Origin of the sequence: Rhizobacter sp. Root1238 (genome assembly GCF_001425825.1) — a bacterium.
Classification (GTDB): domain Bacteria; phylum Pseudomonadota; class Gammaproteobacteria; order Burkholderiales; family Burkholderiaceae_C; genus Rhizobacter.
In genome coordinates this window covers 64,889-78,945 of sequence record NZ_LMDM01000012.1, presented here as the reverse complement: position 1 = coordinate 78,945, position 14,057 = coordinate 64,889, and the positions used below count along the sequence as shown (strand labels likewise).

Sequence of the window (14,057 nt, the reverse complement as noted above, 5' to 3'; positions counted from 1 at the left end):
CATGACAACCCGGATCGGCATCCGGGCGACGCGCACTACAGCGCGGCCGGCTCGTCCGTCTCGCTGGTCGGCACGTTCGTGACGGCGTCCAGGCTCAGCGGCTCGCCGCTGTCGGACGCCACGTTCACCCGCGCCGCGGCATACTCGGTGTACGCCGCCGGCGTGGCCGCGGCACTGGCCGGGACCGCAGTGTCGTCCGGGGCCGGCGCGTCGCCGCCGGACCCTCCTCCACCGCCGCACGCTGTCAGCAAAGCGGCACCCGTCAAGGCGATGCCGAACGCATGAAGAAGCTTGTTGTTCATGCCGTGCTCCTCAATGCGTTCCGCCGATCGGCGTGAACAGGTACGGGAAGCCCGGCAGCAGCGGCAGCACGGCCTGGTCGACCGCGTCGTGCAGCTTCAGCGAGGTGGCCCCCAGCGGCACGTTGGCCGGCTTGCAGTTCGCGCCGAAACCGAACTTGTCGGTGTCGCCATTCGCGATGCACAGCCCGCCCATCACCGCGACCAGCGAGACGTCGACCACGTCGTCCTTCGGCCGGCGGCCGTTCGGGAAGCCGGCGTTGTCGGTGCCGCCGGCGAGGATGTTGCCGACGATGCCGAGCCGGTTCTGGTCGGCGAAGGCCACCGGCGCGATCGCGGTGTTCAGCCGCAGCATTTCGGCAGGCGTCACGCTCGCCGGCTGGTTCACGCCCTGGATGCCGGTCAGGAAGGCCGTCACGAGGTCGGTGCGCGGCAGGTTCTTCGGCGCGGTGCCGGGCAGCTGCAGCGCGATCTCCAGCAGCGCGGGCAGCGTCGGGTTCGTGACGTAGGCGGCGAACTGCGCGTCGTCCTTCGGCTTCGAGCCGTTGAAGCGGTCCTTGTCGGGCAGGCCGATCACCACCTCGTTGACCAGCGGCATGCCCAGGCGCGAGACCTGGGTCCAGGCGCCGCCGGCCTTCTCGGTGGTCTGGTGGCCGGGCTTCGGCGTCGGGTCGAGCAGGCGCACCTGGCGCAGGCTGGCGCTGGTCCAGCCGCCGATCACCGGGTCGGTGCCGGCGGTCAGGCAGCTCCTGTGCACCTCGAGCGCGAGCGTCGTGACGTTCTTGTCGTCGATGGTGTTCGGCGCCGCATTGATCAGGGCCGGGTCGGTGATCACCGCCACCGGCGCGTTGACCAGGTCGAAGATGGTGCCCAGGTTGACCGCGAACGGATCCTTGCGCTGGCCGGCGAACACCTTGCCCGGCATCGCGCAGCCCGGGATGTTCACCGTGTAGATGTGCTTGCCCGCATAGGCGGCGTAGTCGGGCAGGGTCTTCACGCCGATGTTGTCGACCGGCTTGTCGAAGGTGGCACTGCCGCCGGCCGCGTTGGTGATCGCGCTGCGCTTGCCGCTGCGGCGGTCGCCGCGCACCACGTCCACGGTGTAGGTCTCGGTGAGGTTCAGCGAGGCCGAGCGCAGGTCGGTGACCGGTCCGGCCTGGATCAGCGGGATCGCGACGTTCTTGTCGCCGATCGGCAGCTTGACGTTGTTCAGCGTGTTCCTGAAGCGGAACTGGAAGCTCAGGTCTTCCTTCGCATCGCCGTTGTTGTCGATGTGGATCTCGTACAGCGCGTTCGGATCCATCGAGAAGTAGTTCGGTCCGCCGTAGGCGTCCTGCAGCGGCAGGTAGTTCGCGATCAGCGTGACGTAGTCGGTGCGGCCGGCCTCGTAGCTGCGGAACATGTAGAAATCGGTGGCGTCGACCTTGGGTTGCGTGGCGATGAACGGCGCCTCGCGGTGGCTGGAAGCGTGCGCGGCAGCGCACAGCGCGAGGGTCGCGACCAGCGCGAATGGCGCGGTGCGCAGGTGGGTGGGTGTCATGGCTTCTCCTGGCGTGTTGGCATGGCAGCCGGCGGGGTGCCGGCTGACCTGCGTTACGTCGGGAGGAGGGTGGTGGACGCAGCGACGCCGTGCCGGCGCTTTGCCGGCAGGGGCTTGCATCCAGACGGCGGGCTGCGGCGTAGCAGGCGCGCCCGGTGGCATCGATGCACCCGCCCGGGTTGCAACTTGATGCGCAGTCACCCCGGCACCGCCCTATGCTTGCGGCCTCACCAGTTGTTGACACCACCATGCGCGCAATCCTGACCGCCCTGACCGCTCTGACTGCCCTCACGCTGTTCGCCGGCCCCGCCCAGGCGCTGACGCTCGACGCGAAGAAGCTCGCCCGCTACGACGCCAGCTACCAGCGCTGCGAGACGATGTACCCGGAAATGAAAGGCCAGCGCGACGTGGCCTACCTGCGGCTGTACCACGTGCCGGAAGACGAGAAGATGCTCGGCAAGCTGGCCGCGCTGCGCAAGAGCAGCGCCTATGTCGCCGAGCAGAAGCGCCTGAAGAAGACGCCGGTGGCGCCCGCCTCAGCCGCCTCGGGCCCGCTGGCACAGCAATGCCAGGGCCTGTGGGGCGAAGCGCAACGCGCGAAGAAGTAGCGCCGCCCGATCAAGCTGCCTCCGTGGATCCGGCTCCGCCGGTCCACTGGAGGCGCCCCCTTGAGGGGGAGGCGCGCAGCGCCTCGGGGGTGGGAGATCAGAAGTTGTAGTTGACGCCGATCGTGTACAGCGTGGCCTTGGCCTTGTCGCCCTGGATCTCGCCTTCGGTGTAGTCGACGGCGGCGGTCAGCGCGACTTCCTTGGTCAGCTTGTAGCCGACGCCGGCACCGACGTAGGCCTTGGTCTTGCTCTCCGAGTCGGAGAGCGCGCCATCCAGCTTCACCTTGTTGCGTGCGAGGCCGGCGCGGACCACGCCGTTCCAGTCGGGCGTGAAGTCGCCCAGGAACGCCGCGCCGATGCCGAAGCTCGACATCTTCACGTCGACGGAGAAACCGGCGCCGCTGAGCTTGGCCTTGCCGAAGTCGGCGTAGTGCGCTTCGACGGCGATGTTCTCGGTCAGCTTGTAGCCACCGAACAGCTTGAAGCCGGTGTCGCTCTTGTCGCAGCTGGGGGCGCCGGAGCAGTCGATGTCGGTGTTGGTGCCGCCGGCGGCCACGCCGACGTAGATGCCTTCGGCGTGCACGCCGGCGCTGGCGGCGAGCGCGATGAAGGCGGTGAGGAGGATCTTCTTCATGGGGGAATCCTGTGTTGTCTCGTAGGGATGAATCCGGCTGTTGACTGCCGCCGGCGCCGCGGGTGGAACCCCTGGCGGCCGGGATCCTACGTGTAAACCCGGGTCCCTCGTTCTTGACGTTTGGATACCCGATGAACTCGCCCGTCTTTCATCCTGCTGCAAGAAAGTGCGCGGCCGTTGTGCTCAGCGCCAGCGCTCGCGCAGCTCGCGCTTCAGCACCTTGCCGATCGCGCTGCGCGGCAGCTCGTCGATCAGCGTGACGCCGGCCAGCCGCTGCGTCTTGCCGACGCGCGCATTCAGCCACTGTTTCAGCACCTCGGCGTCGGTGCCCGCCGCGGCATCGGCGCGCAGCACGACGAAGGCCACCGGCGTCTCGCCCCATTCGGTGGACGGCACGCCGACCACCGCCGCATCGGCCACCGCCGGGTGCTCGCGCAGCACCGCCTCGAGGTCGCTCGGGTAGATGTTGAAGCCGCCGCTGATCACCAGGTCCTTCTTGCGGTCGAGCAGCACCAGGAAGCCGTCCGCATCGAAGCGCCCGACGTCGCCGGTGCGGATGAAGCGCCGGCCCGCCGCATCGAACCATTCGGCCTCGCGCGTCTTCTGCGGCTGCCGGTGGTAACCCAGCATCATCCCGGGCGAATGGCCGACCACCTCGCCGGTGGCGCCGGGCGGCAGTTCGCGGCCGTCGTCGTCGATCAGCCGGATGTCGTGCCCTTCGGCCGGGCACCCGACCGTGTGCAGCTTGTCGGGATGCTCGTGCGCCGCGAGGATGCAGGTGCCGCCACCCTCGGTCATGCCATAGAACTCGACCAGCCCGCCCGGCCAGCGCGCCAGCACATCGGCCTTCAGCGCGGCACTGAACGGCGCACTGGTGCAGAACTTGTGGATGAAGCTGCGCAGCTCGTGCCGCTCGAAACCCGGCAGCGCCATCAGCCGCTGGTACTGCACCGGCACCAGCATCGTGTGCGTCGCGCGGTGCCGTTCGGCGAGCGCCAGGTAGTCGGCCGCGTCGAACTTCGGCATCAGCACGACGCAGCCGCCGGAAGCCAGCGTCGGGAAGAACACCACCAGCGTGGTGTTCGAGTACAGCGGCGTCGCCAGCAGCGTGATGCCGTCGGGCGCGTACCCGAACTGCCGGCTGCGCTGCACGTGCGCCCAGCGCATGCCGTGCGATTGCACGATGCCCTTCGGCACGCCGGTGGTGCCGGACGAGTAGATGATGTTGAACGGCGCCTCGGGCGGCAGCGGCGGCTCGTTGAACGATGTGCCGGCCGGCGCGAGCCAGCGCTCGAACGCTGCATCGTCATCGAGCGCGATGCGCGGCAGCTCGGAGGGCGCGATCAACGCAGCGGCTGCCGCGTCGACGAACAGCGCACGCGGCTGCGCATCGGCCAGCATCGCCGCCAGGCTCGCGGCGGTGGACGACGGCGCGAGCGGCGCGACGACCGCACCGGCGCGCAGCGCCCCGAGGAACAGCGCGGCGTAACGCGTCGACGTGCCGGCGCACACCGCGACCGCGTCGCCCGGCTGCACGCCGTCGCGCTGCAACGCGGCGGCGATGCGGTCCATCAACCCATCGAGCGCGGCATACGACAGCCGGTCGTCCGCCTGCACCAGCGCGGCGTGCGCCGGCCGCGCCTGCGCATGGGTGCGGATCAGCGAGGGCAGCGTGCGGAAGTCTTCGTCCATGGGGTGCGATCGGTGGGTGTGGGCGGGCTCAGTAACCCGCCGCGCGGTCGACCGCATGCGGCAGCGGCAAGCCGTCGCGTGCGCGGCGCAGCGCGTCGAGGCATTGCGCCGCGACGGTGTCGAACGAGGCCTGCGCCGCGATGTGCGGCGTCGCGACCACCTTCGGGTGATGCCACACCCAGTTCGACGCGTCCGGCGGCTCGCGTTCGAACACGTCGAGCGCGGCGCCGGCCAGGTGGCCTTCGTCGAGCAGCGCCCGCAGGTCGGCTTCGACCAGGTGTTCGCCGCGGCCGACGCTGACGACGAAGGCGCCGCGTGGCAGCTGCGACAGCGTGCGCCGGTTCAGCAGCCCGCGCGTGGCCGGCGTCAACGGCAGCGTGCAGACCAGCAGGTCGCTGCGCGCGAGCAACGCGGCCAGGCCCCCTTCACCGCTGAACACCTCGACCCCGGGCACCGGCTCACCGCGCCGGCTCCAGCCCGCGACCGGGTAGCCCAGCGGCATGAAGGCCCGCGCGACCGCCTGCCCGACCGCGCCGAGGCCGAGGATGCCGACGCGGCACTGCGCCGCGGCCCGCACCGGATGCCGCAGCCACTGCGCCGCCGCCTGCTGCTGCGCATAGCGCCCGAGCTCGCGCGTGAAGCCCAGCGTGCAGGCCAGCACGTACTGCGCGATCTCGCAGCCCTGGTTCGGATCGACGACGCGCGTCAGCAGCACCGAGGCCGGCAGGTCGGCAGGCATCAGCTTGTCGACGCCGGCGCCGATGCTGCACACCAGCCGCAGGTTCGGGTAGCGCGCGAGCTGGCCGGGTTGCAGCCGCCACGCGAGGATCGCCTCGACGCGATCCGGCGGCGCGTCGTCCTCGCGGGTCCACACGTCGAGGCCGGGCGCGGCCCGCCGCAGCGCGTCGGCATACGGCGCCACCGGCAGCGGCGACAGCAGCGCGAGCACACCCATCTCAGCCGCCACGCCTAGGTCTTCGTCGCGAGGCCGAGGCGCTCGATCAAGGCCTTGTCCTTCACGAAGGTCTCGCGCGCCCACTTCGCGTAGTCGTCGCCGCTGCGGTACCAGGCCTCCTGGTTCAGCTGGTCCAGCAGTTCGACGTGCCGCGGGTCGTCCATCGCCTTCCTGAACGCATCGTGCAGCGTCTTCACGATGGCCGGGTCCATGCCCTTCGGGCCGACCAGCCCGTACGGCGAACTCGACACCACGCCGTAGCCCAGGTCCTTCGCGGTCGGCACGTTCGGCCAGCGCTTCGTGCGCTTCTCGCCGAAGGTCACCAGCAGCCGCATCTGGCCGTTGTCGACGAACTTGTCCCAACCGGTCGCATCGCTCTGCGCCATCACGTGCCCGCCGAGCAGCGCTTGCTGCAGGTCGGCATTGCCCTTGAACGGGATGTGGTTCAGCGTGACCTTCGCGTTGTCGGCCAGCTCCTCCATCAGCAGGTGCGGCGAGGTGCCGATGCCGGTGGAGCCGTAGTCGACCTTGCCGGGCTCGCGGCGCGCCGCCTCGATGTAGTCGTTGAAGGTCTTGAACGGCGAATCGGCACGCACCGTGAAGCCGAAGGTGTAGCCGGAAATGCCCATGATGAACGTGAAGTCGTTGATCGGGTGCCAGGCCACCTTCTGCATGTGCGGCAGCCGCAGCATGCCCATCGGGTACTGCGCGAGCGTGTAGCCGTCAGGCTTGGCGGTGCCGGCCATCATCCCGGGTCCGAGCGTGCCGCCGGCGCCAGGCTGGTTCTGCACGATGATGTTCTGGCCCAGCAGCTTGCCGGCGATGTCGGCCAGCGTGCGCAGGTGTCGGTCGGTGGAGCCGCCGGCCGGCCACGGCACGATCAGCGTGACGGGCTTGCTCGGGAAGCTCTCGGCGCGCAGCACGCGCAGCGGTGCCGCGAGCGCCGCGCCGCCGGCGGCGACGATCAGCGAACGCCGGCGCAGCAGGGGGAAGTTCGTCATCGGGTGTCTCCTCGTGGTGTCGTTGATGGGGCCGCGGCGAGTTCGCGCTCCTGCAGCTCGCGCCACATCACCTTGCCGCTGCCGGACTTCGGCAGCGCCGTGACGAACTCGACGATGCGCGGGCTCTTGTACGCGGCCATGTGCTCGTGGCTCCAGGCGATCAGCGCCTGCGCGGTCAGCGCCTCATGGCCGGCGCGCCGCACGACCAGCGCCTTCACCGTCTCGCCGCGGCGCTCGTCGTGCGCGGCGATCACGCAGGCCTCGAGCACACCCGGGTGGCGGTACATCAGCGATTCGACCTCGGCCGGCCAGACCTTGAAGCCGGACGCGTTGATCATCCGCTTCAGCCGGTCGACCATGAAGAAGTAGCCGTCGGCGTCGACCTGCGCGAGGTCGCCCGTGCGCAGGAAGGCGCGGCCGTCGATCTCGACGAAGGCGGCGCGGGTCGCGGCCTCGTCGTTCCAGTAGCCGCGCATCACCTGCGGGCCGTGCACCACCACCTCGCCGGTCTCGCCGGCCGGCAGCTCGGCGAGCGTCACGGGGTCGACCACGCGCGCATCGACGTCGAACACCGGGATGCCCAGGCACTGCGGCTTCGGCCGGTGCGGCGGGTTGATGTGGGTCGCGGCCATCGCCTCGGTCATGCCGTAGCCTTCGACGTAGTCGAGCCCGGTCAGCTCGCGCAGCCGCGCGGCCACCGCGGCCGGCATCGCCGCACCGCCGCCGCGGATGCCCTGCAGGCTCGACAGGTCGTGGTCCGCAAGACGCGGGTTCGACAGGAAGTCGACCACCATCGTCGAGATCGCCTGCAGCACCGTCGCGCGGTGGCGCTGGATGCACTGCGCGGCGGCGTCGCGGTCCCAGCGCGCCAGCACCACCATCGTCGCGCCGAGGAACAGCGGGCCGTTCAGGCTGCCGGCCATCCCGGTGACGTGGAAGAACGGCAGCACCGACAGGTAGACGGCATCCTGCGTGCGGCCGAACCACTGCACGCCGCCGACCAGCGTGCTCATCACGCTGCGGTGGGTGTGCATGCAGCCCTTCGGCTGGCCGGTGGTGCCGGAGGTGTAGGGCATCACGCACAGGTCCTGCGGGCCGGTGGTCAGCGGGCCCGGGCGCAGGTCGTGCGACGGCGCGACGGCATCGCGCCACGCGGTGAGGCCCGGGCCGTGCAGCGCGAGCGGCGCGGCCGAGACGACCTCGGGCACCGGCAAGTCGGTGGGCGTGGTCAGCGCGTCGGCATAGGTGACGACGAGCAGCTGCTGCAGCCCCGCGTCGCCGACGTCATCCAGCAGCGGCTGCATCTGCGGCAGCAGGTCCTGCGGCACGATCGCGACGCGCGCGCCGCTGTCGTGCACGTAGTGGCGCAGCTCCTCGCTGCGGTTCATCGGGTTGACCGGCACCACCACCGCGTTGGCGCGCAGGATGCCGTAGAACGCCATCGCCCACTGCGGGCTGTTCTGCAGGTAGAGCAGCACGCGGTCGCCGGCCTGCACGCCGGCCGCCTGCTGCAGCCAGCCGGCGAGGCGCTCGCTGCCGGCCAGCAGCTCGGCATAGGTCATCACGCTGTCGTAGAAGATGACCGCCGCCTTGTCCGGGTAGCGCCGTGCGGAGACCTGCAGGTTGTCGAAGACGTTGGTCTGCGGCAGCGTCAGGTGGTGCGGCAGGCCGGGGGGCCAGTGGGCAAGGTGGGCGTGCGGCATGGGAGAGCGATGCTAGGAGCGCTGCGGGGGCTTGTAAACACGGTGAATCCCGCTGTCGCCAAGGTGTCAGCCGCGAGGCGTTTGACAGTCGAAGACGGCACCATGAACAATCGGCGGCTGTCTCCAGCCTGCCGAAGTGGTTCCGCCATGCCAACCGATTCCCGCGCCGAACAACCCCGTTTCGCGACCGACGCGCTGACCCTCGGCGTGGTCGGGGCCGGCGTGATGGGCATGGGCATCGTGCAGATCGCGGCGCAGGCCGGGCTGGCGGTGCGGGTCTTCGATGCACGCGACGGCGGCGCGGCGGCCGGCTGCGACAAGCTGGCCGCCACGCTGCGCACGCTGCACGAGCGCGGCAAGCTGAGCGCCGCACAGGCGGCCGCGGCCACCGAGCGCTTCGCACCGGTCGCCACGCTCGAGGCGCTGCGCGACTGCGATGTCGTCATCGAGGCCATCGTCGAAGACCTCGGCGCCAAGCAGGCGCTGTTCGCGCAGCTCGAGGCGCTGGTGCGCGACGACTGCGTGCTCGCGAGCAACACCTCGTCGCTGTCGGTCACCGCGATCGCCGCGTCGCTGCGCCGGCCGTCGCGCGTGGCCGGCTTCCACTTCTTCAACCCGGTGCCGGTGATGAAGGTGGTCGAGGCGGTCGACGGCTTGCTGACCGACCCGGCCGTCACGCTGAACCTGCTCGCGCTCGGCCGGCGCCTGGGCCACACCGCGGTGCGCGCGAAGGACACGCCGGGCTTCATCGTCAACCACGCCGGCCGCGGCTTCGGCACCGAGGGCCTGCGCATCCTGGCCGAAGGCGTCGCCGAGTTCCACGACGTCGACCGCGTGCTGCGCGACGTGGCCGGCTTCGTCGTCGGCCCGTTCGAGCTGATGGACATCACCGCGCTCGACGTGTCGCACCCGGTGATGGAATCGATCTACCGCCAGTACTACGACGAGCCGCGCTACCGGCCGCAGCCGCTGACGCGCCAGATGCTCGCGGCCGGGCTGGTCGGGCGCAAGGCCGGGCGCGGGTTCTACCGCTACGACGGCGGGCAGAAGCAGGCGATCGCCGAAGCGCCGGCGCCTGCCGCGCGCCCGGCCTCGGTGTGGCTGTCGCCCGACGTGCCGGCTGCGTTGCGCGCGCTCGTGGCCACGCTGGGCGTGCCGCTCGACGACGGCGCCACGCCGCATGCCGACAGCCTGTGCGTCGTCGCGCCGGTCGGCGACGACGCCACCACCTGCGTGCAGCGCCTCGGGCTGGATGCGCAGCGCTGCGTCGCGGTCGAGACGCTGTTCGACCTGTCGCGCCGCCGCGTCGTGATGACCACGCCGGCCACCACCGCCGCATGGCGCGATGCCGCGCACGGCCTGTTCGCGGCCGACGGCGTTCCGGTCACGGTGATCCGCGACAGTGCCGGCCTCGTCGCGCAGCGCGTCGTCGCAACCATCGTCAACATCGCCTGCGACATCGCGCAGCAGCGCATCGCGACGCCGGCCGACATCGACCTCGCCGTCAAGCTCGGTCTCAACTACCCGCTGCCGCCGCTCGCCTGGGGCGACAAGCTCGGGGCGCGCACCGTGCTCACGATCCTCGAACGCATGCACGCCTTCAGCGGCGACCCGCGCTACCGCCCGAGCCCGTGGCTGAAGCGGCGCGCGCTGCTCGGGCTGTCGCTGCTGGCCGACGAGGGACAGGGCTGAGAACGCGCCGACAAGCGTTACCCTGTGCCATCGATACCCGAAACACCCCCCGGAGATTCCGCCATGTCCACGCCCAAAGCCGCTTTCCAGTGGGACGACCCGCTGCTGCTCGACCAGCAGCTCACCAGCGACGAGCGCCAGGTGCGCGACGCCGCGCACGACTATGCGCAGGGCCGGCTCGCGCCGCGCGTGCTCGAAGCGTTCCGCCATGAGAAGACCGATGCGGCGATCTTCCGCGAGATGGGCGAGCTGGGCCTGCTCGGCCCGACGATCCCCGAGGCCTACGGCGGTGCCGCGCTGAACTACGTCTGCTACGGGCTGGTGGCCCGCGAGGTCGAGCGCGTCGATTCCGGCTACCGCTCGATGATGAGCGTGCAGTCCTCGCTGGTGATGGTGCCGATCCACGAGTTCGGCAACGAGGCGACCAGGCAGAAGTACCTGCCGAAGCTGGCGCGCGGCGAGTGGATCGGCTGCTTCGGGCTGACCGAACCCGACCACGGCTCCGACCCCGGCAGCATGGTCACGCGGGCGCGCAAGGTCGATGGCGGCTACAGCTTGAGCGGCGCGAAGATGTGGATCACCAACAGCCCGATCGCCGACGTGTTCGTGGTCTGGGCCAAGGACGACAGCGGTGCGATCCGCGGCTTCGTGCTCGAGAAAGGCTGGAAGGGCCTGAGCGCCCCGGCGGTGCACGGCAAGGTCGGCCTGCGCGCCAGCATCACCGGCGAGATCGTGATGGACAACGTGTTCTGCCCCGAGGAGAACGCCTTCCCCGAGGTGCGCGGCCTGAAAGGCCCGTTCACCTGCCTGAACAGCGCGCGCTACGGCATCGCGTGGGGCGCGCTCGGCGCGGCCGAGGACTGCTGGCACCGCGCGCGCCAGTACGTGCTCGACCGCAAGCAGTTTGGCCGGCCGCTCGCGGCCAACCAGCTGGTGCAGAAGAAGCTGGCCGACATGCAGACCGAGATCACGCTCGGCCTGCAGGGCTGCCTGCGGCTCGGCCGCATGAAGGACGAGGGCACGGCCGCGGTCGAGATCACGTCGATCATGAAGCGCAACTCCTGCGGCAAGAGCCTCGACATCGCCCGGCTGGCGCGCGACATGATGGGCGGCAACGGCATCAGCGACGAGTTCGGCGTCGCGCGGCACCTGGTGAACCTGGAGGTGGTCAACACCTACGAAGGCACGCACGACGTGCATGCGCTGATCCTCGGCCGGGCCCAGACCGGCATCGCGGCTTTCTCAAACTGAAAGGGAACGACATGACCACCGCCTACGACTTCGAAGCCACCACCATCGACGGCAAGCCGGCGCCGCTCGCCGCGCAACGCGGTAAGGTGCTGCTGATCGTCAACACCGCGAGCGCCTGCGGCTTCACGCCGCAGTTCGCCGGGCTGGAGGCGCTGTGGAAGAAGTACGCCGACAAGGGCCTCGTGGTGGTCGGCTTCCCGAGCAACCAGTTCGGCCACCAGGATCCCGGCAGCAACGACGAGATCTCGTCGTTCTGCCAGCTGAACTACGGCGTCAGCTTCCCGATGATGGCCAAGACGGACGTGAACGGCGGCGATGCCCACCCGCTCTACAAGTGGCTGACCGCCGAAGCCCCGGGCATCCTCGGCACCAAGGCGATCAAGTGGAACTTCACGAAGTTCCTGGTCGGCAAGGACGGCCAGGTGATCAAGCGCTATGCGCCCACCGACACGCCCGAATCGCTGTCGGCCGACATCGAGGCGGCGCTCGCGGCCTGAACCACCTCGGCCGGCGTGTTGCCCGCGGGCGCCACGCACACGCGGTTGCGGCCGGCCGCCTTCGCGACGTAGAGCGCGGTGTCGGCGCGCGACAGCAGCGCCTCGAGCGAATCGCCCGCCGGCACGATCACCGCCACGCCGATGCTGACCGTCGTGCGGATCGGCCTGCCCGCATCGTCATCGACGCTCAAGGCCTCGATCGCGACGCGCAAGCGCTCGGCGGCGGCCACCGCGCCGTCGTGCCCGGTGTCGGGCAGCAGCGCGACGAACTCCTCGCCGCCCCAGCGGCCGAACACGTCGAGCTCGCGCAGCGCGCCCTGGCACGCGCGCGACACCGCCTGCAGCACGCGGTCGCCGGACGGGTGGCCATGCTCGTCGTTGACGCGCTTGAAATGGTCGATGTCGAGCAGCAGCACCGAGAAGCTCGCCGCGGTGCGGTCGACGCGCTTCACCTCGACGCCGCCGCGCACCGCGATCGCGCGGCGGTTCAGCGCGCCGGTCAGCGGGTCGGTGGTGGCCAGCGTCTCCAGCTGGTCCTGCGCCTGCTTCAGCGCCGTCACCTCGGTCAGGCTGCACAGCCAGCCGGGCTCGTCTTCATGCACCAGCGGCACGCAGCGCACCAGCACCCAGAACGGCGTGCTGTCGCCGCGCTGCAGGCACATCTCGCTGACGCGGCCGGCCTCGATCTGCTCCTGCGACGACAGGCTCTTGATCAGGTCGTGCAACTGCTCGTGCGCGCTCTGGCGGGCGCTCGCCGCGTCGGTGGTGCCGTCGTCGCCGAACAGGCGCAGCAGCGCCGCGTTGGCCATCACGATCGACAGGTCGGCCTGGCGCAGCACCGCGACCGGCGCCGGCGCGGCCTGCAGCACGTCTTCGGCGGCCTTGCGGCGCAGCGACACCAGCGCCTCGCGGCGGCGCTTCTCGGCATAGCCCAGCAGCAACAGCAGCGCGGCGAGCGCGCCGGCCTCCAGCGGCATCGTGCGCAGCGCAGCCCAGCGCAGCTGCGCGCGGTCGACCACCATCGCGTAGCGCCACGGCGTGGATTCGATGTCGTAGACCAGCGCCCAGTCGGCCGCCAGTTCCTGCCGGTTGTTGGCCGGCGCAGTGCGCAGCGCGCTCCAGTCGCCCGCCGCCCCGGCGCGCTGCGCGACCTGCTGCAGCGTCGGCGCCTTGTCGGACGCACCGCCGACCATCGTCGGGTGCGCGATCACGCGGTCGCGGTCGTCGAGGATGAAGGCGGTCGCGATGCCGAGGGCCGGGCGGCGCACGTACTGCGACAGGCTGTCGAGCTGGAAATCCATCGCCGCGATCGCGCGATGCTGGCCGTCGGCATCGTCGATCGGGATCGCCAGCGTGCTGATCAGGCCGTTGCCCTTCGGGTCGTCGTACGAAGCCGACCAGACCGGCGCGCGGCCGGGGTTGCGTTCGACCAGGCTGTCGCGGTACGGGTCGCGGGCCAGCATGTCGGGCGTGAACAGCTGCAGGTCGTCGGAGGCCGGCGGGTAGATCAGGTGGAAGCCGCGGCCCGACAGGTAGTAGACCGCGGCGGCGGCCGATTGCGTGGCCTTGGCCTGGATCAGCGCCGGGCCGAGCGACAGCGCGATCTCGATCTCGCGGCCCTTTTCTCGACCGGCCTCGTCGTCGGCCAGCGTCTTCGGGCCGGCCATGCTGAAGGCCGGCGAATCGGAATGGTTGTTGACCGACGCGCGCGCGGTGTGGTGCGCGGCGCGCGTGATCGGCAGCAGCACGGTGGTGCCGGGAATGTCCAGCCGCTCGGCGAGTGCCGCCTGGTGCTCCTTCGACAGCGCAAGCCCCTGTTGCTGGAACAGGCCGTTCGCAACGCCCTGCAGCATGAAGACGCTGTTGCGGGCGGTGCGGGTCGACAGCCCGACCTCGCGCGCCGCCTCGTGCGCGGCGTCCTGCATGTCGCCCCACAGCCGGTCCTGGCGCGCCGACCAGGCGGCCACGAAGATGCCCACCGCCAGTGTCACCACGGTGAGGTAAGCGGCCCAGTGCGCCTTGCTGCGGATCGATCTGACAGTCACTCGGAAAACTCGCTTGTCTCAGGCCCTGCGCCGGGGCGGATGCGGGCACCGGCCGGACATCGGCGGCGCCTCGCCCGAGGGATATCGGCCGCACCGACCGGGGGTGTAGGGCGTCGCCGATAATTTGCATCCGACACCGA

General features: G+C 70.6%; 12 protein-coding genes. 4 read left to right on the top strand and 8 right to left on the bottom strand.

The features are described 5' to 3' along the window. Positions 1-35: 35 nt before the first annotated feature. Both ASC98_RS11295 and ASC98_RS11290 read right to left on the bottom strand, forming a co-directional pair. Complete coding sequence (locus ASC98_RS11295) at positions 36-302, bottom strand: hypothetical protein (protein ID WP_056804139.1); 267 nt, start codon at positions 300-302, stop codon at positions 36-38. Between the two features lie 10 nt (positions 303-312). Further along, entirely contained in the window at positions 313-1,839 is a 1,527-nt protein-coding gene (locus ASC98_RS11290) for a DUF4331 domain-containing protein (RefSeq protein ID WP_056804136.1), read from the bottom strand. A gap of 248 nt (positions 1,840-2,087) precedes the next feature. Here ASC98_RS11290 and ASC98_RS11285 point away from each other — a divergent pair, with 248 nt between their 5' ends. After that, the gene (locus ASC98_RS11285) at positions 2,088-2,447 is read left to right on the top strand and encodes a hypothetical protein (protein WP_056804133.1); all 360 of its coding nucleotides are present in this window, start codon (positions 2,088-2,090) and stop codon (positions 2,445-2,447) included. A gap of 97 nt (positions 2,448-2,544) precedes the next feature. On the opposite strand, the gene ASC98_RS11280 is transcribed toward ASC98_RS11285, so the two are convergent. From ASC98_RS11280 to ASC98_RS11260, 5 genes are all read right to left on the bottom strand, one after another. Then, positions 2,545-3,081 carry a porin family protein gene (locus ASC98_RS11280; protein ID WP_056804130.1) on the bottom strand — a complete coding sequence of 179 codons (537 nt, stop codon included), beginning with the start codon at positions 3,079-3,081 and terminating at the stop codon, positions 2,545-2,547. Positions 3,082-3,264: 183 nt separating this feature from the next. Continuing rightward, positions 3,265-4,773, bottom strand: a complete 1,509-nt coding sequence (locus ASC98_RS11275; protein WP_056804127.1) for a class I adenylate-forming enzyme family protein — start codon at positions 4,771-4,773, stop codon at positions 3,265-3,267. Positions 4,774-4,801: 28 nt separating this feature from the next. Further along, complete coding sequence (locus ASC98_RS11270; protein ID WP_235581233.1) at positions 4,802-5,740, bottom strand: glyoxylate/hydroxypyruvate reductase A; 939 nt, start codon at positions 5,738-5,740, stop codon at positions 4,802-4,804. A gap of 2 nt (positions 5,741-5,742) precedes the next feature. Next, a complete protein-coding gene (locus ASC98_RS11265; protein WP_056804124.1) occupies positions 5,743-6,729 on the bottom strand; it encodes a tripartite tricarboxylate transporter substrate binding protein in 987 nt (328 codons plus the stop codon). Continuing rightward, a complete protein-coding gene (locus ASC98_RS11260; protein WP_056804121.1) occupies positions 6,726-8,432 on the bottom strand; it encodes a long-chain fatty acid--CoA ligase in 1,707 nt (568 codons plus the stop codon). Before ASC98_RS11260 ends, ASC98_RS11265 begins: the two co-directional genes overlap by 4 nt. Before the next feature lie 147 nt (positions 8,433-8,579). Between ASC98_RS11260 and ASC98_RS11255 the strand changes: the two genes are divergently transcribed. From ASC98_RS11255 to ASC98_RS11245, 3 genes are all read left to right on the top strand, one after another. Beyond that, positions 8,580-10,124, top strand: a complete 1,545-nt coding sequence (locus tag ASC98_RS11255; protein ID WP_056804118.1) for a 3-hydroxyacyl-CoA dehydrogenase — start codon at positions 8,580-8,582, stop codon at positions 10,122-10,124. 63 nt (positions 10,125-10,187) lie between these two features. After that, the gene (locus tag ASC98_RS11250; RefSeq protein WP_056804115.1) at positions 10,188-11,375 is read left to right on the top strand and encodes an acyl-CoA dehydrogenase; all 1,188 of its coding nucleotides are present in this window, start codon (positions 10,188-10,190) and stop codon (positions 11,373-11,375) included. An 11-nt stretch (positions 11,376-11,386) separates the two neighbouring features. Continuing rightward, positions 11,387-11,872, top strand: coding sequence for a glutathione peroxidase (locus ASC98_RS11245; protein WP_056804112.1), 486 nt, complete (start codon positions 11,387-11,389; stop codon positions 11,870-11,872). Here the strand turns inward: ASC98_RS11245 and ASC98_RS11240 are convergent. Next, positions 11,809-13,917 (bottom strand): diguanylate cyclase, encoded by a 2,109-nt coding sequence (locus tag ASC98_RS11240; protein ID WP_056804109.1) that lies wholly within the window; start codon positions 13,915-13,917, stop codon positions 11,809-11,811. The genes ASC98_RS11245 and ASC98_RS11240 overlap by 64 nt on opposite strands. Positions 13,918-14,057: the final 140 nt, after the last annotated feature.